Source organism: Streptomyces sp. NPDC087440, from assembly GCF_044744005.1.
In the GTDB taxonomy this organism is placed as follows: Bacteria; Actinomycetota; Actinomycetes; order Streptomycetales; family Streptomycetaceae; genus Streptomyces.
In genome coordinates, this window is sequence record NZ_JBIUXN010000011.1 from 65,317 (window position 1) to 89,013 (window position 23,697).

General features: G+C 71.9%; 19 protein-coding genes. 8 read left to right on the forward strand and 11 right to left on the reverse strand.

Features of this window, described 5'->3' with window-relative positions:
• Positions 1 to 16: 16 nt before the first annotated feature.
• On the reverse strand, positions 17 to 448 hold the full coding sequence (locus tag ACIO3O_RS22055; RefSeq protein WP_401748355.1) for an SRPBCC family protein: 432 nt from the start codon (positions 446 to 448) through the stop codon (positions 17 to 19).
• A 112-nt stretch (positions 449 to 560) separates the two neighbouring features.
• Here ACIO3O_RS22055 and ACIO3O_RS22060 point away from each other — a divergent pair, with 112 nt between their 5' ends.
• The gene (locus ACIO3O_RS22060; RefSeq protein WP_401748356.1) at positions 561 to 1,064 is read left to right on the forward strand and encodes a DUF4232 domain-containing protein; all 504 of its coding nucleotides are present in this window, start codon (positions 561 to 563) and stop codon (positions 1,062 to 1,064) included.
• A gap of 7 nt (positions 1,065 to 1,071) precedes the next feature.
• Here ACIO3O_RS22060 and ACIO3O_RS22065 read toward each other — a convergent pair whose 3' ends face one another.
• The gene (locus ACIO3O_RS22065; protein ID WP_401748357.1) at positions 1,072 to 2,016 is read right to left on the reverse strand and encodes a ketopantoate reductase family protein; all 945 of its coding nucleotides are present in this window, start codon (positions 2,014 to 2,016) and stop codon (positions 1,072 to 1,074) included.
• 255 nt (positions 2,017 to 2,271) lie between these two features.
• Here ACIO3O_RS22065 and ACIO3O_RS22070 point away from each other — a divergent pair, with 255 nt between their 5' ends.
• Positions 2,272 to 2,478: a DUF4236 domain-containing protein gene (locus ACIO3O_RS22070; RefSeq protein ID WP_401748358.1), complete on the forward strand. Its 207-nt coding sequence runs from the start codon at positions 2,272 to 2,274 to the stop codon at positions 2,476 to 2,478.
• A gap of 7 nt (positions 2,479 to 2,485) precedes the next feature.
• On the opposite strand, the gene ACIO3O_RS22075 is transcribed toward ACIO3O_RS22070, so the two are convergent.
• The 3 genes from ACIO3O_RS22075 to ACIO3O_RS22085 form a co-directional block, all read right to left on the reverse strand.
• Positions 2,486 to 2,860: a hypothetical protein gene (locus ACIO3O_RS22075; protein WP_401748360.1), complete on the reverse strand. Its 375-nt coding sequence runs from the start codon at positions 2,858 to 2,860 to the stop codon at positions 2,486 to 2,488.
• Positions 2,861 to 2,932: 72 nt separating this feature from the next.
• Positions 2,933 to 3,688, reverse strand: coding sequence for an alpha/beta fold hydrolase (locus ACIO3O_RS22080; RefSeq protein WP_401748362.1), 756 nt, complete (start codon positions 3,686 to 3,688; stop codon positions 2,933 to 2,935).
• A 411-nt stretch (positions 3,689 to 4,099) separates the two neighbouring features.
• Entirely contained in the window at positions 4,100 to 4,543 is a 444-nt protein-coding gene (locus ACIO3O_RS22085) for a hypothetical protein (protein ID WP_401748364.1), read from the reverse strand.
• A gap of 272 nt (positions 4,544 to 4,815) precedes the next feature.
• On the opposite strand from ACIO3O_RS22085, the gene paaK reads away from it, so the two are divergent.
• Positions 4,816 to 6,102 carry a phenylacetate--CoA ligase PaaK gene (gene paaK / locus ACIO3O_RS22090; protein ID WP_401748366.1) on the forward strand — a complete coding sequence of 429 codons (1,287 nt, stop codon included), beginning with the start codon at positions 4,816 to 4,818 and terminating at the stop codon, positions 6,100 to 6,102.
• A gap of 19 nt (positions 6,103 to 6,121) precedes the next feature.
• Here paaK and ACIO3O_RS22095 read toward each other — a convergent pair whose 3' ends face one another.
• Positions 6,122 to 7,654 (reverse strand): fatty acyl-CoA synthetase, encoded by a 1,533-nt coding sequence (locus ACIO3O_RS22095; RefSeq protein WP_401748367.1) that lies wholly within the window; start codon positions 7,652 to 7,654, stop codon positions 6,122 to 6,124.
• A gap of 269 nt (positions 7,655 to 7,923) precedes the next feature.
• On the opposite strand from ACIO3O_RS22095, the gene ACIO3O_RS22100 reads away from it, so the two are divergent.
• The 3 genes from ACIO3O_RS22100 to ACIO3O_RS22110 all read left to right on the forward strand — a co-directional run bounded on the left by ACIO3O_RS22100 (position 7,924) and on the right by ACIO3O_RS22110 (position 12,991).
• The gene (locus ACIO3O_RS22100; protein WP_401748707.1) at positions 7,924 to 10,248 is read left to right on the forward strand and encodes a penicillin acylase family protein; all 2,325 of its coding nucleotides are present in this window, start codon (positions 7,924 to 7,926) and stop codon (positions 10,246 to 10,248) included.
• A gap of 243 nt (positions 10,249 to 10,491) precedes the next feature.
• A complete protein-coding gene (locus ACIO3O_RS22105; protein ID WP_401748369.1) occupies positions 10,492 to 12,738 on the forward strand; it encodes a germacradienol/geosmin synthase in 2,247 nt (748 codons plus the stop codon).
• Between the two features lie 79 nt (positions 12,739 to 12,817).
• On the forward strand, positions 12,818 to 12,991 hold the full coding sequence (locus tag ACIO3O_RS22110; protein WP_401748371.1) for a CsbD family protein: 174 nt from the start codon (positions 12,818 to 12,820) through the stop codon (positions 12,989 to 12,991).
• A 476-nt stretch (positions 12,992 to 13,467) separates the two neighbouring features.
• Here the strand turns inward: ACIO3O_RS22110 and ACIO3O_RS22115 are convergent, their stop codons facing one another.
• Both ACIO3O_RS22115 and ACIO3O_RS22120 read right to left on the reverse strand, forming a co-directional pair.
• Entirely contained in the window at positions 13,468 to 15,033 is a 1,566-nt protein-coding gene (locus ACIO3O_RS22115) for an acyl-CoA synthetase (protein ID WP_401748373.1), read from the reverse strand.
• A 6-nt stretch (positions 15,034 to 15,039) separates the two neighbouring features.
• Complete coding sequence (locus tag ACIO3O_RS22120; protein ID WP_401748375.1) at positions 15,040 to 16,143, reverse strand: nitronate monooxygenase; 1,104 nt, start codon at positions 16,141 to 16,143, stop codon at positions 15,040 to 15,042.
• Between the two features lie 241 nt (positions 16,144 to 16,384).
• Here ACIO3O_RS22120 and ACIO3O_RS22125 point away from each other — a divergent pair, with 241 nt between their 5' ends.
• Entirely contained in the window at positions 16,385 to 18,112 is a 1,728-nt protein-coding gene (locus ACIO3O_RS22125; protein WP_401748377.1) for a serine hydrolase, read from the forward strand.
• A 52-nt stretch (positions 18,113 to 18,164) separates the two neighbouring features.
• Here ACIO3O_RS22125 and ACIO3O_RS22130 read toward each other — a convergent pair whose 3' ends face one another.
• Together ACIO3O_RS22130 and ACIO3O_RS22135 are read right to left on the reverse strand one after the other, a co-directional pair.
• On the reverse strand, positions 18,165 to 18,524 hold the full coding sequence (locus ACIO3O_RS22130) for a hypothetical protein (RefSeq protein ID WP_401748378.1): 360 nt from the start codon (positions 18,522 to 18,524) through the stop codon (positions 18,165 to 18,167).
• Positions 18,525 to 18,578: 54 nt separating this feature from the next.
• Entirely contained in the window at positions 18,579 to 20,147 is a 1,569-nt protein-coding gene (locus ACIO3O_RS22135) for a phytoene desaturase family protein (RefSeq protein WP_401748380.1), read from the reverse strand.
• A 144-nt stretch (positions 20,148 to 20,291) separates the two neighbouring features.
• On the opposite strand from ACIO3O_RS22135, the gene ACIO3O_RS22140 reads away from it, so the two are divergent.
• Positions 20,292 to 21,365, forward strand: a complete 1,074-nt coding sequence (locus ACIO3O_RS22140; protein ID WP_401748382.1) for a copper resistance D family protein — start codon at positions 20,292 to 20,294, stop codon at positions 21,363 to 21,365.
• A gap of 46 nt (positions 21,366 to 21,411) precedes the next feature.
• On the opposite strand, the gene ACIO3O_RS22145 is transcribed toward ACIO3O_RS22140, so the two are convergent.
• Positions 21,412 to 23,679, reverse strand: a complete 2,268-nt coding sequence (locus ACIO3O_RS22145) for a tetratricopeptide repeat protein (RefSeq protein ID WP_401748384.1) — start codon at positions 23,677 to 23,679, stop codon at positions 21,412 to 21,414.
• Positions 23,680 to 23,697 lie beyond the last annotated feature (18 nt).

The window sequence follows — 23,697 nt, forward strand, 5'->3', positions numbered from 1 at the left end:
CTCCGCAAGGCCGCGCTCACCCCTCCTTGAGCAGCGCCCGCATCGCCCGCCCGAACACCACCCGGCCCGCCGCCGCCAGCAGCGGGTCGCAGAACCGGGGCAGCCCGCGCAGCCGCAGGTCCTCGGTCCAGATCACGTACGCCCCCGGCCCTCCCCCCGGCAGGGGGCGTACGTCGATCTCCGCCCATCCCGTCACCACCCGCCCGCTCTTCTCCAGGCGGCAGTGCTCCGGCGGCCGCCACACGACGACCTCCATGGGGTCGTCGAACCCGATCCGCCCGAGCCGGGTGCGCGCCACGAACCGGGTGCCCTGCCGGGTGGGCGGGTCGGTGCCGAAGACCATGCGGGTGAAGGGGACCTGGGCGGCATGCCGCTCCCAGGCGGTGAGTCGCCGCCAGGCCTCCTCGGGGGCGAGAGGCGTGCGGTCGGTGATGCGGAAGAGAGCCACGGGACAGACGTTACGCACTCCCCGCGTCCCGCACCTGCCGGAGTGTCACGGCCCCGTCACACAAAGGGTGGCGCTCTCCCCGTAACGCCCCTTTCGCCCCCAGCATGGACATATGCACTCGCACCAGCGTTTCACCACGGCCGGCGCACTCGCCGCCACGCTCCTGCTCGCCGCCTCGGCCACGGCCGCGGCCTGCGTCACTCCGCCCGCCCACGCCCCGCTCCCGCGCTGTGCGGAGCGGAACCTGACCCTGAAGGTGATGGCCGCCCCGACCCCGGACGTCCTCACCCTCCGCTTCACCAACAACGGCCGCACCGCCTGCACCGTCGACCGCATCCCCACCGTCACCTTCGGGAACCTCGACGGTGCCGCCCGACCGAACCCTCCGGCCGACAGCGCGCCGTACCGGGTGGCGGCGGGCGCGAGCGCGTACGCCACGGTGCGCACCGTGCTCGCCCCGCCGACTCCGGCCGATGTACGTGTCGTACGGGACATCGGGGTGGCGGCGGACCCGGCGCACCACGGGATGCGGATCACGGCGGCGTCACTCGGCCTGCCGAAGGGCGTCCGCGTCTACGACCCGGTCACCACCCTGTGGCAGCCGAAGGCCCCCTGACCACCCGTCACCCCTTCCCCAACCTGGCCTCCTGCACCCGGAGTTGAAGGGTCGCCAGGTCCAGCAGCGGAGTGGGTACGCCGAGGGCGCGGGCCCTGTCCACGAGGTCGCCGAAGAGATGCTCGGCCTCGGAGGGCAGGCCCGCCGTCATGTCCCGGTAGAGGGAGGTGGTGAGCGGGGAGTCGGCCTGGGTGGCCATCCCGACCGCGAGGTCCCGTACCTCCTGGGACAGCGCGTGCCCCGAGGCGGCGGCGACGGCGGCCGCCTCGGCGAACACGGCGGGCCCGAGGGCATCGCCTCCGGGCACGGCGACGACCTCGCCGACATTCCCCCGCCCGAGGATGTTCACGCTGCTCACCGTCACGATGAACGACCACTTGCCCCACATGTCGCCGAGGACGCCGGCGGAGGCCGTGGCCTGCACGCCGGGCACGGCGTCGAGCAGGGCGGCCGTGCGCCGGGCCCGGTCGGGGTCGGTGCCGTCGATCGGCCCGAGATCGAGGGTGGCGAAGGGGGCGAGGCGGACGATGTCGCCGTCGTCGTTGAGAGTGGTGATGATCTTGGCGACGCCGCCCCAGACGCGGTGCGCGCCGAAGCGTTCGGTGAGCAGGTCGAGGTGGGCGAGCCCGTTGAGGACGGGCAGGATCACGGTGTCCGGGCCGACGGCGGGGGCGAAGTCCTCGACCGCACGGGCCAGGCCGGTGGCCTTGACGGTCAGGAGGATCAGGTCGTACGGGTCCGGGCCGGGCGTGTCCGCCAGTTCGGCGGCGGTGAGCAGGCGGGGCTCGACGCGTTCGTCGGGCTCGCCGAGCCCGGTGAGCCTCAGCCCGCGACGGCGGAGGGTGTCGGCGCGGGCGGGGCGGACGAGGAGGGCGACGTCGTGTCCGGCCTGGGCGAGCCGGGCGCCGAAGTAGCCGCCGGTGGCGCCGGCTCCGATGATGAGGGTGCGCATGGGGCCTCTCGGGGGAGTGGGTGGGTGGGGCTCGGTCGGGTGGTGCGTGCGGGTGCATTGTGGCTGGTCGCGCCGTTCCCCGCACCCCTGGGGTGTTCCCCTCGCCCCCGACGGACGGTTCAGCCCTTCAGCGCGGGCCGGACACTTCGGCGGCAACCCACCGCCCAGCCGTGCCAGGGCCCCACGCATTGACCCGCCCAAAGCGGCAATCCGTACACCATTCGACGGCCCTTTGCCCAAGGAGAAGACGAGCCCATGCCCCTCACCTTCCGCAAGAGCTTCCGCATCCTCCCCGGCGTCCGCCTCAACATCAACCGCCGCTCCTGGTCCATCACCACCGGCGGCGGCAGCCACGGCCCCCGTCACACCCACAGCAGTACCGGCCGCCGCACCACCTCCATGGACCTCCCGGGCCCCTTCGGCTGGCGCAAGACGACGACCAAGCGCCGCCGCAACCGCTGACGCCGGGTCAGCGACCCGCGCTGCGGCCGACCTTCGCCGCCCACATCACGAGCGGTGCCTGCAGCGGGATACGGGCGTAGGCACCGGCCCGCAGCGCGGTCGGCTTGTCGCGCCAGTCGTACGCCATCTTCAGGTGCGCCGGGAGGATGCCCGCGAAGAACCCGGCGGCGGCGAGCCCACCGGCCTTGCGGGTCTGCGGCACGGCGATCGCGGCCGCGAGCAGCAGCTCGACGACCCCGCTCGCGTGCGTCCAGGTGCGCTGCTTGCCCGGCAGGAACTCCGGGACCATGTCGTCGAACAGCTTCGGCACCACGACGTGGGCCGCGCCCGCCCCGGCGAGCAGGCCGACGAGCAGACGGGCGGAGCGGTCGTTCGCGGTCAACTCGGGCCTCCTGAGCAGGGAAGAACGGTCTCGGCGCGGCTCGATAGACGGATCGTCAGCAGCGCGCCGGTGTCAGTAAATACCGAAGGCCCGGAGTTCCGCCAGGAATCCGTCCGGATCGTTCCGGTGGATCAGGTGCCCGACGGGGATCGTCACCCGCCGTGCGTCGGGGAGCAGGTCGGTGAGCTTCTGCTGTTCCGCGTCGGACAGGAAGCTCGCTTCGCCGCCGGAGACGACGAGTACGGGTGCGGCGATCTTCGACAGTCCCGCTTCCCACTCCGGGTGGGGGTGGTTGGCGCCCTCGTCGGTCGCCGGGATCAGGTCCCAGTCGTAGTCGAGGGCGTCGATCTCCTCTTGCGGCGGGCGCGGGTCGGTGGCCCGTGCGGGAACGAGCGGGAACGGGGGCAGCGCGTCCTCCAGCACGATCCGGGTGATCTTCTCGGGCCGGGACTGTGCGACCTGGAGGGCGATCGCTCCACCCATCGAGTGGCCGACGAGGTCGACCCTCTCCAGGCCGAGGGCGTCGATGAACTCGGCGATGTCGGCGACCAGTTGGGGGTAGTGGTAGCCGCCGGGCCAGTCGCTGAGGCCGTGGCCGCGGATGTCGGGGGCGTAGACGCGGCGGGTGGCGGAGAGGGCTTCGGCGATGTCCGTCCAGTCGGTGCTGTTCGTGGTGCGGCCGTGGAGGAGGACGACGGGTGGGGCGGTCGGGGCGCCCCAGGTGCGGTAGGCGACGCGGTTGCCGGCGGCGAGGGGGGTGTACTGGGCGGGGGGCGGGGTGGGGTGGTCTCCGAGGGGAGTTCCCTCGGGCCCGGAAGAGGTCGACATACCCCTCATCCAAACAGCCCCCTCTCCCCCACCACCCCCCGGGCCCCCTTGGGTCGACGCGACCACCCCCTCCCCACCTTCCCCGTAGCCCCCTTGGGCGGCGGGGCCGCCCCCCGGGGGCGGAACGGGCGGGCAAGGGGGCGGCCCCTCCCGCTCCCGGCCCACCCGGGTACCGCCCATGGCCCCGCCCCCGTGCCGGAAGCGCGTCCAAGATGGCCCCGGCCCGCCCCCGTACCGGACACGTCAGCCCCGCCCGGCTCAGGCAGAGAGGCCCCAGACCCGCCCCTTTCCCTAAAGCGCTCGCCGCGCGGCGATTGCACGGTTCCGTGCGGGTGAGTGGGTGGCTGGTCGCGCAGTTCCCCGCGCCCCTGACGGGGCACGGCAGCGAGCGCGGACCCGCGCCGCGGAGGCCTACATCTCCGGGCCGCCGTCGTTCGCCGCCTCCACCGCCGCCTCCCCGGCAGGGGTCCAGCCCCCGCCCGCTGCGACGTACCCCTTGGCCAGCCACTTGTCGAACTGCTGGAGCGCGGTCACCGGATCGTCCGCGTACTCGATCTTGTTGGGGTTCCACCAGCCCGTCGCCTTCAGCCGGTCCAGTTCCTTGGCGGCCGCCTCCGGGTCGCCCGTGAGGATCACGTCCGGCTTGCCTGCGCCCTGGGCCTGGCCCGTCGGAGCCGGGGAAGCGGCCGGGGGCGGCGTCGGGGTGGCCGTCACCGTGACGGTCGGGGCGGGGGCGGTGACCGTCGTCGTCACGGCGGGGGCGGGCTTGTCGTCGCCGCAGGCCGACAGGCCCGCCACCCCGGCCGCCGCCATCAGCACGGCCACTGCGGTTCTGCGGAATCGACGCTGCGTCATGGGCTGGTGCATGTCTGGTCCCTGCCTTCGGTCCGGTTGTTCTGTTCCGTGGGTTCCACGGGGCCCATGGGGTCCATGGGGTACTTCTGCCGATGGCTCACAGTTTGGGGGGTTTCGCCTTGTCCGGAGGGGCGGGACACCCGGAAGTACGTCGTTCCACCCCGTACGACCCCTTGCCAGATGCCCGCCCGTCCTGAATTACTGACCCCGGACGCTGCACGACCGAATGATCGGTCGTCCATTTTGGGTATGCGGGTACGGGAGAGTGATCCATGAAGGCGCTGCTCGACGCGACGGAGCGACTCGGTCGCGAGGAGCTGGAAGTCCTGCAACTGGAGCGGTTGCAGAGCAGCCTGCGGCACGCCTATACGAACGTGCCGCACTACCGGGCCGCCTTCGACAAGGCAGGACTGAAGCCCGAGGACTGCCGTTCGCTCGCCGATCTCGCCCTGTTCCCGTTCACCACCAAGGCCGATCTGCGGGAGAACTACCCCTTCGGGATGTTCGCCGTCCCGCCGGACGAGATCCGCCGGCTGCACGCCTCCAGCGGCACCACCGGACTCCCGACCGTCGTCGGGTACACCGAGAACGACCTCTCCATGTGGGCCGACATGGTGGCCCGTTCCATCCGGGCCGCCGGGGGGCGGCCCGGCCACAAGGTCCATGTGGCGTACGGATACGGCCTGTTCACCGGGGGGCTGGGCGCGCACTACGGTGCGGAGCGGCTCGGCTGTACGGTCATCCCCGCGTCCGGCGGGATGACCGCCCGCCAGGTGCAGCTGATCCAGGACTTCCGGCCCGAGATCATCATGCTCACCCCCTCCTACATGCTCACCCTCCTCGACGAGTTCGAGCGCCAGGGTGTCGACCCGCGCTCCACCTCGCTGAAGGTCGGCATCTTCGGCGCGGAGCCGTGGACGCAGGAGATGCGCCGGGAGATCGAGGAGCGGTTCGCGATCGACGCCGTCGACATCTACGGGCTGTCCGAGGTGATCGGGCCCGGCGTCGCCCAGGAGTGCGTGGAGACCAAGGACGGGCTGCACATCTGGGAGGACCACTTCTACCCGGAGATCGTCGACCCGATCACCGGCGAGGTGCTGCCCGAGGGCGAGGAGGGGGAGCTGGTCTTCACCTCGCTGACCAAGGAGGCCATGCCCATCGTCCGCTACCGCACCCGGGACCTCACGCGTCTGCTGCCGGGCACCGCGCGTGCCTTCCGGCGGATGGAGAAGATCACCGGGCGCAGCGACGACCTGGTCATCGTGCGCGGTGTGAACCTCTTTCCGACGCAGGTGGAGGAGATCGTGCTGCGCACCCCGGCCCTCGCCCCGCACTTCCAGCTCCAGCTGACCCGCGAGGGGCGGATGGACTGTCTGACGGTACGGGCCGAGGCCCGCGCGGACGCGAGCGCCTCGGAGCGGGAGACCGCCGCGCAGTCGGTCGCGTCCGCGATCAAGGACGGCATCGGGGTGTCCGCCCGCGTGGAGGTGGTGGATCCGGAGACGCTGGAGCGGTCGGTCGGCAAGTTCAAGCGGATCGTCGACCGCCGCCCCACGTAAGTGCCGTCGCCGGGTGCCGCTACCCGGCGAACCGGTCCCGCAGCTCCCGCTTGAGGATCTTCCCACTCGCGTTGCGCGGCAGCTCGTCCACGAACACGACGCGCTTCGGCGCCTTGAAGTGGGCGAGCTTCTCGCGTGCGTACGACAGGAGTTGATCCTCCGTCAGGGATGTGTCGCGCGGTACGACGACGGCCGTGACGGCCTCGATCCAGCGGTCGTCCGGCAGTCCGATCACCGCCGCCTCCGCCACGGCGGGGTGGGTGTAGAGGATGTCCTCGACCTGCCGGGAGGCGACCAGCACTCCCCCGGAGTTGATGACGTCCTTCACCCGGTCGACGATCGTGAAGTAGCCCTCGGCGTCCCGCACCGCCAGGTCGCCCGAGCGGAACCAGCCGTCCGCGAAGAGATCCGCATCGTCCATTCCCCAGTAGCCGAGGCAGAGTTGGGGTGAGCGGTAGGCGATCTCGCCCGCCGTGCCGTCGGGGACCTCCGCACCCTTCTCGTCCACGATGCGCGCCTCGACGTGCCGTACGGGACGCCCGCAGGAGTCCATCCGGCCCTCGTGCTCCTCCGGGCGCAGCACGGTGGCCAGCGGGCCGATCTCGCTCTGGCCGAAGCAGTTGTAGAAGGCGAGGCCGGGCAGGCGGGCGCGGAGGCGTTCCAGGACCGGGACCGGCATGATCGACGCCCCGTAGAAGGCCTTGCGCAGGCCGCCCAGCGAACGGGTCGCGAAGTCGGGGTGGTTGGCGACGGCGATCCACACCGTCGGCGGCGCGAAGAAGCTGTCCGCGCGGCCCGCCTCGACCAGGTCGAAGAGCGTGCCCGCGGCCGGGCCGTCGAGCAGGGTGTTCTCCGCGCCGACCGCGAGGTACGGGAGGAGGAAGACGTGCATCTGGGCCGAGTGGTAGAGCGGCAGGGCGTGCACCGGCCGGTCGGTCGCGGCGAGGTCCAGGGCCTCGACGGCGCTGGCGTACTCGTGCACCAGGGCGCGGTGCGTCATGATCGCGCCCTTGGGGTCGGCGGTGGTCCCCGAGGTGTAGAGGAGCTGCACGGGAGCGAGCGGGTCACCGTCCGACACGTACGGGACGGGGTCCTTCAGGGTGTCGAGGAACGAGCCGGGCGCGTCCCGCAGCGGCAGTACCGCGAAGCCCTCGGGGACGCGGGCCGCGAGGTCAGGGTCGGCCAGGACGAGGGAGCTGCCGGACTGGCGCAGGATGTACGTCAGGTCCTCGCCGGTGAGGTTCTGGTTGACGGGGACGTGGATCAGCCCGGCGCGGGCGCAGGCCAGGTAGGCGATGAGGTACGCGTCCGAGTTGTGGCCGTACGTGGCGACCCGGTCCCCCTCCGCCAGGCGGCGGGCGCTGCGCAGGTGGGCGGCCGCGGTGCTGACGGCCGCGTCGAGTGCGGCGTACGTCCAGGAGCGGTCCCGGTAGTGCAGGGCCGTGCGGTCGGGAGTGCGGCGGGCGGAGGCGCGCAGGACGCCGTCGACCGTGCTGTCGAGGAGGCCGGACAGGTGGTCGGGGAGTCGGCCGGGGGTCCCTGGTGTCGTCATGGCGTGATCCTGCGGTGCCCCGGGCGGCAAATCAAGGGAAGCGGGGCGGCCGCATACCGGCCGGGATGTTGACAGGTACCGGTCGGTAATGGCTGAGTGGCACGTGACATCTCGGTCACCCTTCGCAACTCCCGTGTTGCGACGCCTTGTTGGGAGGCACCTTGTCCCTCCGGACCCGTACGAGATCCCGCTCCGCCGCCCGAAACCGTACGCGAACACCGACCGTCGCCCGGAACCGCGGGAGAGGTCTCGCCGTCGGCGCGGTCGCCCTGCTGACCGCGGCCACCGCCCTCTCCCCGACGGCCTCCGCCGACGGTCCGGGCCAGGAGCGGCGACCCTCGGGCGGTGGGCTCTCGGCCCTGATCCGGTACACGGAGTACGGCATTCCACACATCCTGGCCAAGGACTACGCGAACCTGGGCTTCGGCAACGGGTGGGCACAGGCCAACGACCAGGCATGCACGCTGGCCGAGGGCTTCGCGACCGTCCGGGGCGAGCGCTCGCTGCACTTCGGCGCGGAGGGGAAGCCGGACGGCTCGCTGTCGTCGGCGTCGACGAACCTGGCGAGCGACCTGTTCTTCCAGGGCGTCCGGGACTCCGGCGTCGTCGCGAAGCTGATCGCGCGGCCCGCACCGGTGGGGCCGAGCACGCAGGTCAAGGAGCTGATGCGGGGGTGGACGGCCGGGTACAACGCCTGGCTGAAGCAGAACCGGGTGAGCGATCCCGCGTGCAAGGGCGCTCCGTGGGTGCGGCCGGTGACCCTGTCCGACGTGCAGCACCTGAACTACGCGTTCTCGGTGCTGGGCGGGCAGGGGCGGGGCGTGGACGGCATCACGGCCGCGCAGCCGCCGGGCGGCGCGACGCCCCGGACGGCGGCCACCGACCCGGGCGAGGCGGCCCGCACGTTCTTCGACACCTCGGACGCGGCGATGGGCTCCAACGCGGTTGCGTTCAGCGGGAGTTCGACGGCGAACAATCGGGGGCTGCTGCTCGGCAACCCGCACTACCCGTGGTCGGGCGGGCGGCGGTTCTGGCAGTCGCAGCAGACCATCCCGGGCGAACTCAACGTCATGGGCGGCTCGTTGGTCGGCTCGGCGACGGTGTCGATCGGGCACACCGCACGCATCGCCTGGAGCCACACCGTCGCCACCGGCACCACCATGAACCTGCACCAGCTCACGCTCGCCCCCGACGACCCGACGGCGTACGTCGTGGACGGCAGGCGGGAGCAGATGACGAAGCGCACCGTGACCGTACGGGTCAAGGGCGGCGATCCGGTCACCCGCACCCAGTGGTGGACCCGGTACGGGCCCGTCGTCACCGGGCTCGGCGCCCAGCTCCCGCTGCCCTGGACGGCCACGACGGCGTACGCGCTGAACGACCCGAACGCCACGAACCTGCGCGGCGGCGACACCGCGCTCGGCTTCAGCAAGGCGCGGGACGTCAACGGCGTACAGGAGTCGCTGCGCCGCACGCAGGGCCTGCCGTGGGTGAACACCATCGCCGCCGACTCCTCGGGCGGCTCGCTGTTCACCCAGTCGCAGGTGCTGCCCCGCATCACGGACGAGCTGGCGCAGCGCTGCTCGACGCCGCTCGGCAAGGTCACGTACCCCTCGTCGGGACTGGCCGTGCTGGACGGTTCGCGCACGGACTGCGCCCTGGGCAGCGACAAGGACGCGGTCGAGCCGGGGATCTTCGGCCCGTCGAAGATGCCGACGCTGAAGAACGCCCCGTACGCGGAGAACTCCAACGACAGCGCCTGGCTGGCCAACCTGGACCGGCCGATCACGGGGTACGAGCGGGTCTTCGGCACCATCGGCACGCAGCGTTCGATGCGCACGCGGGGTGCGGTCGAGGACGTGGCGGCGATGGCGAAGAAGGGGCGGCTGACGGTCGCCGACCTCCAGAAGCAGCAGTTCACCAACCGGGCCACGGCCGCCGACCTGACCGTGGACGAGGTGGTCAAGGGATGTGAGGACCTTCAACTCGGCGAGGCGTGTGGCGTGTTGAGGAGGTGGGACCGGCAGATGGACACCGGGAGCCGGGGCGCTCTGCTCTTCGACCGGTTCTGGCGTGCGCTGCTTCCGGCGGTCCCGGCGGCCACGCTGTGGAGGACGCCGTTCGACGCGGCCGACCCGGTGCGCACTCCGCGCGGGCTGAACACGGCGGCCCCCGGCTTCGCGACGGCCCTGGGGGGCGCGGTGGCGGAGCTGCGGGCGGCGGGGATCGCGCTGGATGCCCCGCTGGGGCAGCACCAGTACGTCGTACGGAACGGTAAGCGCATCCCGGTCCACGGCGGCACCGAGTCGCTGGGCGTGTGGAACAAGGTCGAGCCCGTGTGGAACGCGGCGGGCGGCGGCTACACCGAGGTGACCACCGGGTCGAGCTACATCCAGGCGGTCGGCTGGAACGGGGGTCCCTGCCCGGTGGCGAAGACCCTGCTGACGTACAGCCAGTCCTCGAACCCGAACTCGCCCCACTACCGCGACCAGACCGGGCTGTACTCGGGCGAGAAGTGGGTGGAGTCGCGGTACTGCGAGTGGGACATCCTCACCTCGCCCAAGCTGAAGGTGGTGTGGGCGAGGGAGCGCTGAGCGGACCTGTGCACCGGCCGAAGGGCCTCGTGCGCCACGAACAAGATCGTTAACCGGCCTCGGGCGAAGATTCACCACTTCGGAGGTGATCGCCCGGGGCCGGGGGCGCTTTCCGGGGACGTCTGCCTAGCGTGAAGCGGATCGGCGCACACGGCTCGGCGCACAAGGCGCTGAATCGATGCTGCACCGCTGTCCAACCGCTGTCAGACCGTTGTCGTACCGGGAAAGGCGATCCCCCGAACCATGCCCCAACCCTTCACGCTGCCCGAGTTCTACATGCCGTATCCGGCCCGGCTCAATCCGCATCTGGAGCACGCGCGCACGCACTCCAAGGCGTGGGCCCGCGAGATGGTCATGATCGAGGGCTCGGAGATCTGGGACGAGCACGACTTCGACAGCCACGACTACGCGCTGCTGTGCGCGTACACCCATCCCGACTGCACGGCCGAGCAGTTGGCACTGGTCACCGACTGGTACGTGTGGGTGTTCTTCTTCGACGACCACTTCGTGGAGCTGTACAAGCGCAACCCCGACATGCGGGGCGCGAAGGCGTACCTGGACCGGCTGCCGATGTTCATGCCGGTGGAGGCGGGCGCGCACGTGCCGGAGCCGACCAACGCCGTGGAGGCGGGCCTCGCCGACCTGTGGCGGCGGACCTGCCCGTCGATGTCCGAGGCGTGGCGGCGCCGGTTCGCGGTCGCCACCGAGCACCTCCTCGAAGAGTCGATGTGGGAGCTGATGAACATCAGCGAGGGGCGGATCTCCAACCCCATCGAGTACATCGAGATGCGCCGCAAGGTGGGCGGCGCGCCGTGGTCGGCGGGCCTGGTGGAGTACGTGGCGAACGCCGAGGTCCCGGACGCCATCGCGGCGTCGCGGCCGATGTGCGTGCTGCGGGACGCGTTCTCCGACGGGGTGCACCTGCGCAACGACCTCTTCAGCTACGAACGGGAGATCCTCGACGAGGGCGAGCTGTCCAACGGGGTGCTGGTCATGGAGACCTTCCTCGACTGTCCCACCCAGGAGGCGGCGGAGCGGGTCAACGACCTGCTGACCTCGCGGCTCCAGCAGTTCGAGACGACCGTCTTCACCGAACTGGAGCCGCTCTTCGCGGAGTTCGGCATCGGACCCAAGGAGCGGCTCGACGTCCTCGCGTACGTCAAGGGGCTCCAGGACTGGCAGGCGGGCGGCCACGAGTGGCACATGCGCTCCAGCCGGTACATGAACGGCGGCGGCCCCTCGGAGACGTACGGGCTCGGCGGCCCGCAGGGGCTGGGCACGGCGGCCTCGCAGCTGCTGGCGTCGCTGGCGGTGGGCATTCCGGCGCGGCTGAAGAACGTGGCGGTGCACCGGTTCGAGAAGGTGGGGCATCTGGAGATCCCGGACCTGGGAATGCCGTACGAGACCCGGCTGAGCCCCTATCTGGACGCCTCGCGGGAGAACGTGGTGGTCTGGGCCCGGTCCATGGGCATCCTGGACGAACTGCCGGGGCTGCCCGGGTCGGGCGTCTGGGACGAGCAGAAGATCCGCGCGTACGACCTGGCGCTGTGCTCGGCCGGCATCCACCCGGACGCCACGCTCGCCGAACTCGACATCACCTCGGGGTGGTTGGCGTGGGGGACGTACGGGGACGACCTGTTCCCCCTGCTGTACGGGCGGACCCTGGACCTCGCCGGGGCGAAGGCGGCCAACGACCGGCTGTCGCTGTTCATGCCGCTGGACGGCGAGCCGGTGCCGGTACCGGTGACACCGCTGGAGCGCGGGCTCGACGATCTGTGGCGGAGGACGGCCGGGCCGATGGCGGAGGACGCCCGGCGCAAGTTCCGCAAGGCCGTCGAGGACATGACGGCGAGCTGGCTGTGGGAGCTGGCCAACCAGGCGCAGGACCGGGTGCCCGACCCGGTCGACTACTTCGAGATGCGCCGCTTCACCTTCGGCTCGGACCTGACGATGAGCCTGTCGCGGCTCTCCCACGGGAACACGCTGCCGCCCGAGATCTACCGGTCGCGGCCGTTTCTGACCATGGAACGCGCGGCGATGGATTACGCGGCGCTGATGAACGACCTCTTCTCGTATCAGAAGGAGATTGAATTCGAAGGGGAGATGCACAACGGAGTTCTCGTTGTGCAGCACTTCCTGCAGTGTGGGGTGGAGCAGGCACGGGATGTCGTCGTCGATCTGATGAAGGCACGCATGGCCGAATTCCAGCACGTGCTGAGCGGGGAGATTCCCGAGCTGTGCGAGGAATTCGGGCTGGACGCGGCGGGGCGCGGAGTGCTGATGCATTACGCGGAGGAGCTGAAGAACTGGCTCTCGGGAATTCTGACCTGGCACGAGGGATGCGCGCGGTACCGGGAGGAGGATCTCGTACGGCACAACGCGCCGCCGGTTCCGCCTGCTCGGCCCGGGTGGGCCGGGCCCAGCGGGATCGGGACCTCGGCGGCGCGGGTCGGGGAGCTGTGGGCGGGGCGGATTTCTGTTGTGGGGTGAGGGGGTTTCCGCGCGGAACGGCGGGGCACGCGATCTTCTGTCAGGGAAACGCCTCAACAGGTAAGGGAGCGCGCACACCATGACCGCGCAGAAGAAGACCAAGGCCAAGGCCGATCAGGTCCAGGGCGCCGCGAAGGAAACCGCGGGAAAGCTCGTGGGCAATGAGCGACTCACCGCGGAGGGGCGCGCGCAGCGGGCCAAGGGGGATGGGCGGGAGTCGGTCGAGAAGGCGAAGGACGCGTTCAAGCGGTGAGGCTTGGCGGGTGGTAGGTGTGGGGTCGCCGCGTTTCAGCGCAGCGCGGTGATTTCGGGGCCACGGCCCGGCGGATTCTCCCCTTTCCGCCGGGGCGTGGTCCTTTTGTGTACGGGGGGCTGCGGGGCTGCGGTGGGGCTGTGCGTGTCCTTGCGGCATGGTCCCGGGGCTGCGGTGAAGCTCTGCTTGTGCCGTGCCCGGCACCTCGGTTGCCTGCGGCGCTCGCCCCGGTCCCGCCCCTTCACCTAAAGCGCTCTGCCGCGCGGCTTGAGTGTGGTTGCTCGCGCAGTTCCCCGCGCCCCTGATGGCATGCCCTCCGGGCAGCCATCCCCCTGCGGCGAAGCCGCCCCGCCCCCTTCCACCACCCCCGCCCCCCGGGGGCGGAACGGGCGGGCAAGGGGGCGGCCCGCCCGATCCGGGCCCGCCCCGGTACCGGCCCTCTCGCCACCGGCCGCACCCGAAGGCCCCTGCCCTGCCTAGAGCGCCCGGTCCCGGCCGTCCCAGTACGGCTCCCTCAAGCGGCGCTTGTAGAGCTTGCCGTTGGGGTCCCTCGGCATCGTGTCGATGAAGTCCAGCGTCTTCGGGCGCTTGAACGCTGCCAGGCGGCCCGCGCAGTGGTCGAGGATCGACGCCGCCAGGGTCTCCGACGGCGGTTCCGTCGGTTCGATCACCGCCTTGACCTCCTCGCCCCAGTCCCCGTGCGGGATGCCGAAGACGGCCGCGTCCGCCACTGCCGGGTGGGAGAGGAGGACGGCCTCGATCTCGGCGGGGTAGATGTTGACTCCGCCGGAGATGATCATGTCGATCTTGCGGTCACGCAGGAAGAGGTAGCCGTCCTCGTCGAGGATGCCCAGGTCGCCGACCGTGAAGAAGTCGCCGATGCGGTTCTTGCGGGTCTTCGCCTCGTCCTTGTGGTAGCTGAAGCCGCCCGTGTTCATCTTGAGGTAGACGGTGCCGAGTTCGCCCGGCGGGAGCCGGTTGCCGTCGTCGTCGAAGACGGCCAGTTCGCTGATCGGCCAGGCCTTGCCGACCGTCCCCGGCTTCTTCAGCCAGTCCTCGGCCGTGGCGAACGCCCCGCCGCCCTCGCTCGCCGCGTAGTACTCCTCGACGCAGTTGCCCCACCAGTCGATCATCGCCCGCTTGATGTGGTCCGGGCAGGGAGCCGCCCCGTGGATGGCGTGCCGCATGGAGGTGACGTCGTACGAGCGTCGTGTCTCCTCGGGGAGGGCGAGCAGACGGTGGAACTGGGTGGGGACCATGTGGGTGTGGGTGCAGCGGTGGGTGTCGATGAGGCGGAGCATGTCTTCGGGGGCCCACTTGTCCATGAGGACCAGGGGGTGACCGATGTGCAGGGCCGCGCCCGCGAATTGGAGGACCGCCGTGTGGTAGAGCGGTGAGCAGACCAGGTGGACGTTTCCGTCGAAGGGCTTGATGCCGAAGATGCCGAGGAAACCGCCCAGGTGGGCCTCCTCGGGCGGCTTGCCCTGGAGCGGGCGGCGGATGCCGCGCGGGCGGCCCGTCGTGCCGGACGTGTAGTTCATGACCCAGCCGAGCGTGCGGTCGGCGGGTGCCGACTCCGGTTGTCCGGCGAGGAGTTGGGAGTAGGGGCGGAAGCCGGGGATCTGGCCCACGGCGTAGCGGTGCGTGGTGGGGAGGTGGGCCTCGTCGGCGGCGGCCGTCGCCGTGTCGGCGAAGCGTTCGTGGGCGACGAGGACCTTCGCCGCGGAGTCGGAGACGATCCAGGCGATCTCCGGGCCGGTGAGGTGGTGGTTGACGGGGACCAGGTAGAAGCCCGCCTGGGAGGCGGCCAGGTAGGCGGTGAGGAATTCGACGCCGTTGGGGAGGACGACGGCGAAGGCGTCGCCCTGATGCAGGCCTGCTGCCCGGAGGCCGTGCACCAACTGGTTGGTGGCGGAGTGGAGTTGGGAGGACGTCCACTGCGTGCCGTCGGGGGCGGTGAGGACCGTGCGGTCGGGGGCTGCGGTGGCCTGGGCCCAGAAGCCGTTCGGGGGGTGCGCCGTGTCGGCGGCGGTCTCGGTCATGCGCGCTCAGCTCCTTCCGGCGATGCGGTTGAGGCGGGTGACTGCCTTCTCGAAGCTGCGGGTGAGGTCGTCGAAGACGGCCTGGACGCTGCGTTCGGAGGTCATCCGGCCGACGATCTGGCCGACCGGGGTGCCGAGGAGGGGTTCCACTTCGTACTTCTGGATACGGGAGTTGGCCTCGGCGACGAGGAGGCCCTGGAGCGGCATGGGGAGCGTGCCGGGGCCGTCCGGGTCGTCCCAGGCGTCAGTCCACTCGGTGCGCAGCTGGCGGGCGGGCTTGCCGGTGAGGGCGCGGGAGCGGACCGTGTCGCCGGAGCCCGCGGCGAGGAGTTTCGCGGTGAGGGCGCGGGAGTGCAGGTCAGCCTCCTCGGTGGTGAGCCAGAGGGAGCCGAGCCAGGCGCCCTGCGCGCCGAGGGCGAACGCGGCGGCGATCTGCTCGCCGCTGCCGATGCCTCCCGCGGCGAGGACCGGCAACTCCCCCACCGCGTCGACGACTTCGGGAACCAGGACCATGGTGGCGATCTCGCCGGTGTGGCCGCCCGCCTCGTAGCCCTGCGCGACGATGATGTCGATCCCGGCTTCCGCGTGCCGCCGTGCGTGTTTGGGGCTTCCGGCGAGGGCGGCGACCAGGACGTCGTGGGAGTGGGCGCGGGCGACGACGTCGGCGGGCGGGGAGCCCAGCGCGTTGGCGAGGAGTTTGATCGGGTAGTCGAAGGCGACGTCGAGCTGGTTGCGGGCGACCTGCTCCATCCAGCCGGTGATGCGCCAGCCGGACGCCTCGCCCTCGGCGAGTTCCGGGACGCCGTGCTTCGCGAGGATCTCGCGGACGTACGCCCGGTGGCCCTCGGGGATCATGGCTTCGACCTCGGCCTCGGTGACGCCCTCGACCTTCTTGGCGGGCATCACCACGTCCAGGCCGTAGGGCTTGCCGTCGGTGTGCGCCTCCAGCCAGTCGAGGTCGCGGGCGAGGTCGTCGGGGGCGGTGTAGCGGACCGCGCCCAGTACGCCGAATCCGCCCGCCCGGGTGAGGGCCGCCGCCACCGCGGGGAACGGCGTGAAGCCGAAGATGGCGTGCTCGACTCCCAGTTTCTGGCTCAGCTCCGTCTTCATGGGCGGCAGGATGCCGCAGGAGGGCGGAGAGCGGAAGGGATTTTCTGATGCTGCGTCAGATTCTTGGGGGCGGTCGGGACCGTTGACACGGGCGGTGCGCTTTGGCCTGCTGGTGACCATGGCTGAGGATGATGCGCACACAGACGGCAGTGGCGGTCGCGGCGACGGTCACCGAGGTACGAGCACGGGCCTGGGGCGACGGCACTTCGCGGGCGGGGCCCTGGCCCTGGGAGGTGCGTTGATGGTGGGCCCGATTCCCGCGGCGCAGGCGGCGGGAGGCGAGGGAGCAGCGGCTGCGGGTGGCGCCGGGCGGACCCGGCCGACGCTGCGGTACGGGTCGGCGGCGCGCGCCGGGCTGCTGCCCGAGCACCTGGAGCGCGTGGTCGCGGAGGCGAAGCGGTTCCTGGGGCCCTCCCCGAAGTACCCGTGGTACGCGGGTGCGGTGGTGCTGGCCGGGCGCGGCGGCACGGTCGCGCTGCACGAGCCGGTGGGCATGGCGGTGCGCTACGCGGCGTACGACGAGAAGACGGACACTGCGGTGGAGTTCCCGCCGGAGCGGCAGATCGCGATGGCCAGGGACACGGTGTTCGACCTGGCGTCGGTGTCGAAGCTGTTCACGTCGATGCTGGCGGTGCAGCAGATCGAGCGGGGCGCGCTGGAGCTGGAGGCGAAGGTCGCCTCGTACCTGCCGGAGTTCGGTGCGGCGGGCAAGGCGGAGATCACCGTACGGCAGTTGCTCACGCACACCTCGGGGTTCCGGGCGTGGATTCCGCTGTACTCGCAGCCGACCCGGGAGGGGAAGCTGAGGATGCTGTGGAACGAGGTCCCGGCGAGCCCGCCCGGGACGGTCTACCTCTACTCGGACCTCAATCTGATCTCGCTCCAGCTCGTTCTGGAGAAGATCACCGCTCGCGCTTTGGATGCCCTGCTCCACGACGAGATCACTGCTCCACTCGGGATGCACCGCACTCGCTACAACCCGCCCGCCTCCTGGAAGCCGAAGATCGCCGCCACCGAGGACGCCCGCAAGCCCTGGTCGGGGCTCGACCGGGGGCTGGTCTGGGGTGAGGTGCACGACGAGAACGCGTTCAGCTTCGACGGCGTCGCCGGGCACGCCGGGGTCTTCTCCACCGCCTGGGACCTCGCGATCCTGGCCCGCACCCTCCTCAACGGCGGCGTCTACGGCCGCGCCCGCATCCTGAAGCCGGAGTCCGTGGAGCTGATGTTCACGGACTTCAACACCGCCTTCCCCGGCGACGAGCACGGCCTCGGCTTCGAGCTCTACCAGCACTGGTACATGGGCGCGATGGCCACCCCGCGCACCGCGGGCCACACCGGTTTCACCGGCACCAGCCTGGTCATCGACCCGACGACGGACTCCTTCCTGATCCTGCTGGGCAACTCCGTCCACCCGGTGCGCAGTTGGCGCTCCGGTTCGGCACCCCGGGTGGCGACGGCGGACGCGATGGCCCGCGCGGTCGCGGTGCGCCCGGCACACGGACGTACCGCCTGGTTCTCCGGCATGGCCTCCGCGACCACGGCCACCCTCGCCCTGCCCGCGCTGCGGCTGGGCTCGGACCGGGGACTGTTCCGCTGCGACCTGTGGTGGGACACCGAGCCCACGGCGGACACGCTCACGCTGGAGGCGTCGGCGGACACGGGCGCGAGCTGGCGGGCGGTGCCGTTCACGACCGTACGGAAGGGGGAGCGGCCCGAGCCGCATCCCGGCGGGACGGTCACGGGGTGGTCGGGCCGGGTCTGGCACCGCGCGGGCGCGGACCTCGCACCGTACGAGGGGAAGGACGTCGTGCTGCGCTGGCGGTACACGACGGAGGTGCGTTACGTCGGGCGCGGGGTGTACGTCGACGGGCTGCGGGTCGAGGACGGGCACCGGACGGTATTCGACGAGGCCCGTTCCCGGGACGCCGCCCGCATCGTGGCACAGGGCTGGACGGCGTCCCGGGACTGACGGAGCTTCGGGGAGCGGGGTCGGCGGGCGTCCCGGGGCACAGCCGAACCCGTCAGCGGCGGCGGCGCAGGAGCAGCACCGAGGCCCCGAGCACCGCCGCCGCACCCAGCACGTTCCTTCCGCCGATCGTCCGGAAGCCGCCCCGCGACTGGAGGGAGAGCACCGCGCCGCGCGACTGCGCGGACAGCAGCGAGCCGACGCTCTGGTACGAGCCCATGGAGAAGCAGGACAGCGCCGATCCGATCGACCCGAACGACAGGGCGCTGCCCACCGACCCGATGGACAGCACGGAACCGACGGACCCGATGGACAGCACCGAGCCCTCGGAGCCGATCGACAGCAGGGAGTCCTTCGACCAGGCGGAGAGCGTGGAGGAGTGCGGGGACTTGTGCCTCTTCAACGGTTTTGACATGCGGTCATCCTGCCCCGGAAGGGCTGCTTCCGGGTAGCGCCGCCACGGAAGGCGCTACCGCCCCAGCACCGCCATCGCCGCGTTGTGCCCGCCGATCCCGCTGACGCCGCCGCCGCGTACCGAACCGGCCCCGCACATCAGCACGTTGGGGTGCGCGGTGGCCACTCCCCACCGGTCGCCGGGCCCGGCCGCGTACGGGAAGGTCAGGTCGCCGTGGAAGATGTGGCCGCCCGGCATCCGCAGGTCCCGCTCCAGGTCGAGGGGGGTCTTGGCCTCGATGCAGGGGTCGCCGTTCGCGTCCGCGGCCAGGCAGGCGGCGATCGGCTCGGCGAGGTGGTCGTCGAGCCGGGCGAGGGTGGTGCGCAGGAGTTCGGCGCGGGCCGCGGCGTTGTCGGCGGCGAAGAGGCGGGCGGGGGTGTGCAGGCCGAAGAGGGTCAGGGTGTGGTGGCCGCCGGCCACGAGCTCGGGGCCCAGGATCGAGGGGTCGGTGAGGGAGTGGCAGTAGATCTCCGAGGGCGGCGCGCTCGGCAGCCGCCCGGCCGCCGCCTGTGTGTACGCCACGCGCAGCTCCTCGTACCCCTCCCCCACGTGGAAGGTGCCGGAGAACGCGTCGCGCGGGTCGACGGAGGGGTCCCGGAGCTTCGGCAGCCGCTTCAGCAGCATGTTCACCTTGAACTGGGCGCCTTCGGGCGGCGGCGCGAAGGGCGTGCCCTGCTCGCCGAGCAGGCGGCCGAGGTGGTGCGGCGCCGCGTTGACCAGGACATGCCCGGCGCCGACGGTGCCGGTCGCCCCCTCGCTCGTGCGGTACGAGACCTCCGCGCGGACCCCGTCGGTCTCCACGCGGGTGACGTCGTGGCCGGTGCGGAGGGTGGCCCCGGCCGTGCGGGCGGCGTGGGCGAGGGCGTCGGTGAGGGCGCCCATGCCGCCGACGGGGACGTCCCAGTCGCCGGTTCCGCCGCCGACGACGTGGTAGAGGAAGCAGCGGTTCTGGACGAGTGAGGGGTCGTGCGCGTCGGCGAAGGTGCCGATCAGCGCGTCGGTGAGCACCACGCCCCGGACCAGGTCGTGCGCGAAGGTCTCCTCGATCGCGACGCCGATCGGCTCCTCGAAGAGCATCCGCCAGGCCACCGGGTCGTCGACGCGGCGGCGCAGCTCGTCGCGGGTGGGCAGGGGTGCGGTGAAGGTCGGGAAGACCCGCTCGGCGACCCGGCGCAGCCGCCCGTAGAACTCCTCCCAGGCCCGGAACTCGTCCTCTCCCCCGGTCAGTTCCGCGAACGAGGCCCGCGTACCGGAACCGCCGACCAGCAGTCCGCCGTCTCCCTTGGGGGTGTACGAGGAGATTGTCCGCTTCCGGACGTCGAACGAGAGTCCGAGGTCGCGCACAATGGCTGCGGGGAGGAGAGACACGAGATACGAGTAGCGCGAGAGCCGGGCGTCCGTACCGGGAAAGGGGCGGGCGGACACGGCCGCGCCGCCGGTGGCGTCGAGGCGCTCCAGCAGGAGCACCGAGCGACCGGCGCGGGCGAGGTAGGCGGCGGCGACGAGACCGTTGTGACCGCCACCGACGATCACGACGTCGTACGAGGAACGCAGCGGCGAGGGCATCGGCCGGGACATCGACATGGCCGGACCCTATGCGGTGCGTCACAGGTGCGACAGGGGGCGGTGACACAGATGGCCGTGGAGCGGCAGGAGTACAGACCGGGCGGGGACGATCCGGAGGGGGGCCGCTTTGTGCCACCTCGTCCGTATAGGGAAAATCAGGAGGTGACCTACCCGGAGCCTCCCACCCCGACCCACGACGACCGACGTCCGGACGCGTCCCTGAGCGCGACGCCGCTGCACACGACGCCGCTGCGGACGACGCCGTTGAACGCGTCCGCGGACTGGCGGCAGCGCGCGCGGACCTTCGCCACCCCGGCGGCGGCCGTCGCCGTGCTGATCGTCATCGCCCTGCTGGGCATGGGCATCGTGTCCCGCGACACGGGCGAACTGCGGATACCCGGCGCCGGGACGACGACGCTGCTGCGTTCGGTCTTCCTGGCCGCCCTCTTCCTGCACGCCGGCGAGATCGTCGGGCACCGGATGGCGCGCACGGTGCCGGGTGCTCCGGAGGTCCGGCCACCCATGTGGGGGATCGCGCTGTCGCTGGCCGGGGCGGCGGCCTCGTTCGGCCAGATCGTCCAGATGGCCGACTACAGCGGGCTGACCTTCACCGAGACGTACGCGACCGAGCCGGGCGGCATGCTGCTGCTCCAGGCGAACGCGTTCCTGGCGGCGGCCGCGTGCACCTGGCTCCTCAAGAAGCCGGTCTGGGCGCTGCTGCCCCTGGCGGCGGTGATCTTCTCCGAGGCGGTGCGCGCACACCCCGAGCAGGACACCCCCGAGATCGGCATCCTCCTCACCACGATCCACCTGACGGCCTCGGCGCTGTGGACGGGCGGGCTGGTCTACGCCCTGCGAGCGATGCACCAGTGGCGTGCGCGCCCGGACGCCGAACCGGGGGCGGGCCGCCGTCTGCTGGCCCGGTACGCCCGGCTGGCGGCCTTCCTCTATGTGGCGCTGGCGGTCACCGGCACGTTCAGCACGCTGCGCCGCCTGCCGCTGGAGAACATCTTCGTCACGGCGTACGGCCGCACCCTGCTGGTCAAGCTGGCCCTCTTCGCCATCGTCAGCGTGCTGGCCCTGATCGCCCGTTCCCGCCTGCACCGCAAGCAGTCGGCGCACCGCCGGGTGGACCCGGACGGTGCGGCGAAGGCGGCGCGGGCGGAGGTCGTGATGCTGGTGGGCGTGGTGGCGGTCTCCGCCCTGCTGACGGTGGTTCCGACGCCGACGTGGTAGCCGCAGGCCGGGGCCTTGCCGGGGGCCGGGGCCTTGCCGGGGGAGGCTACCCCCGGCCCCGCCGGAGTGCCGCCACCCGGCGGTAGATCTCCGCCGCCTCCGCGCCCCTGCCCAACTGCTCCAGGCACTGGGCCTCGTCGTTCCGGCTGGCGAGCGCGTCCGGATGGTCCGCCCCCAGCACCCGTTCCCGTGACCGTGCCACCTCCCGGTACACCGCCAGCGCGTCCGCCCACCGGCCGAGCCAGCCGAGCCCCACGGCGACCTCGCGCCGCGAGACCAGCGTGTCGGGGTGGTCGGGCCCCAGCACCCGCTCCCGGATCGCGCACACGTCGCGCGCCTCGGCGAGGGCCTCCTCCCAGCGGGCGAGGCGCCCGAGGTTGACCCCGAGCCCGTGCCGCGCCCGCAGGGTCTCCGCGTCGGCGGGGCCGCCGGTGCGCGTCCGGTCGTCGACCAGGTCCCGGTAGAGCTCCAGCGCCTCGGCGCTGCGTCCCAGCCGCCCCAGGCAGATCCCGACCTCGTACCGTGCCGAGAGCGTGTCCGGGTGGTCGGCGCCGAGCGCCTGCGCCCGTGCCGTCGCGACCTCCCGGTACGTCTGGAGGGCTTCCGTCCACCGGCCGAGCTGCCCGAGCGCGTACGCCACTTCGTACCGGGTGACCAGCGTGTCCGGGTGCGTGGCGCCCAGCACGCGGGCCCGCGCCGCCGCGACGTCCCGCGCCATCCGGTACGAGTCCTCCAGCCGGCCCAGCCGACTGAGGTTGAAGGCCAGGTTGTGTCGACATCTCAACGTGTCGACATGATCGGGGCCCATCGTCCGCTCCCGTGCCGTGAGCACCGCCGCGTACACCTGGTGGGCGTCGAAGTGCCGGCCGAGCTGTCCCAGGACGTATGCGGTCTCCTGCCGGGCGGCGAGGGTCTCCGGGTGCTCGGCGCCCATCGTCCGGGTGCGCCCCTCGGTGACCTTGGTGAACTCGCGCAGGGCGTCCGCGGCCCGGCCCGTGCGGCTGAGCGTGAAGCCCACCTCGTAGTGGCTGGCCAGGGTGTCGGGGTGGTCGGGTCCCAGCGCGTGCTCCCGTTCGGCGGCGACCGAGCGGTGCACCTCGCCCGCCTCTTCCCAGCGGCCGAGGCGGCCCAGGCTGAGGCCCGCGTTGTGCCGGTTGTCGAGGACCTCCAGGACCTCGGGCGGCGGAGTGGGCCGTTCGGTGCGGGGCGGGGGCACCGGGGCCGCGCGCAGGCCGCCGCCGCTGGTCCACTCCCCCGTCAGCCCGGCCGCCGGGTCGCCGTGCGCGGGGGTGAGCGTGCCGGTGCCGCCCGCCTTGTGACCGGTGGTCATGCCGCGCGTCCAGGAGGGCAGCCGGGGTGCGCGGCTCGGCGGCTGCTCGGGCTGTTTGGCGGGCGGGCGCAGTTCGGGCGGCGCGGCGGCGAGGACGGTGGCGGGGTGCCCGGCGAGGGCGACGCCGGACGGGCCGGTCCGCCCGTCGCTGAGCCGCCGCCCGAGCGCCTTGGCGTCGGCGGGCCGCTCGTCGGGGGTCTTGGCCAGCAGGTCGAGCACTATCCGGTCGAAGAACTCGGGCAGTTCCTCCCGGTGGCTGCGCGGCGGTTCGGGTGCGGTGTCGCGGTGCCCGACGAGCACCGCCCAGGCGTCGTCCAGGTCGAAGGGCGGCACGCCGGTGGCGATCTCGTACAGCACGCACCCCAGCGAATACAGGTCGCTGCGGTGGTCCACATTCACCCCGCTGATCTGCTCGGGCGACATGTAGTGCGGGGTGCCCATGGCGATGCCGGTGCCGGTGAGGCGGGAGGTGAAGCCGATGTCGTGGCCCAGGCGCGCTATGCCGAAGTCGCAGATCTTCACGGTTCCGTCGGCGAGCCGCATGATGTTGGCGGGCTTCAGGTCGCGGTGGACGATGCCCTGTTCGTGGGTGTACGCGAGGGCCCAGGCGACCTGTTCGGCGATGTCGACGACGTCGTGGACGGGCAGCGGGTGCTGCTTGTTGTCCTCCAGGAGCTGGCTGAGGTTGCGCCCCTCCAGCAACTCCATCACCAGGTACAGCACGCCTTCGTACTCGCCGAAGTCGTGGACGACGGTGACGCCCCGGTGCTGGAGGGCGGCCGCCACCCGGGCCTCACGCCTGAAGCGCTCCCGGAGCACCCCGGAGATCTGCTGGTCGTGCTGGGTGCCGATGGGCTTGAGGCACTTGACCGCGACCCGTCGTCCGAGCGATTCGTCGCGGGCACGCCACACCTCGCCCATGCCCCCGCGCCCGATCAGGTCGAGCAGCCGGTACCGGCCCTGGATCAGCCTGGTGTCCGCCATCTCCTGCTGTCGCCCCCG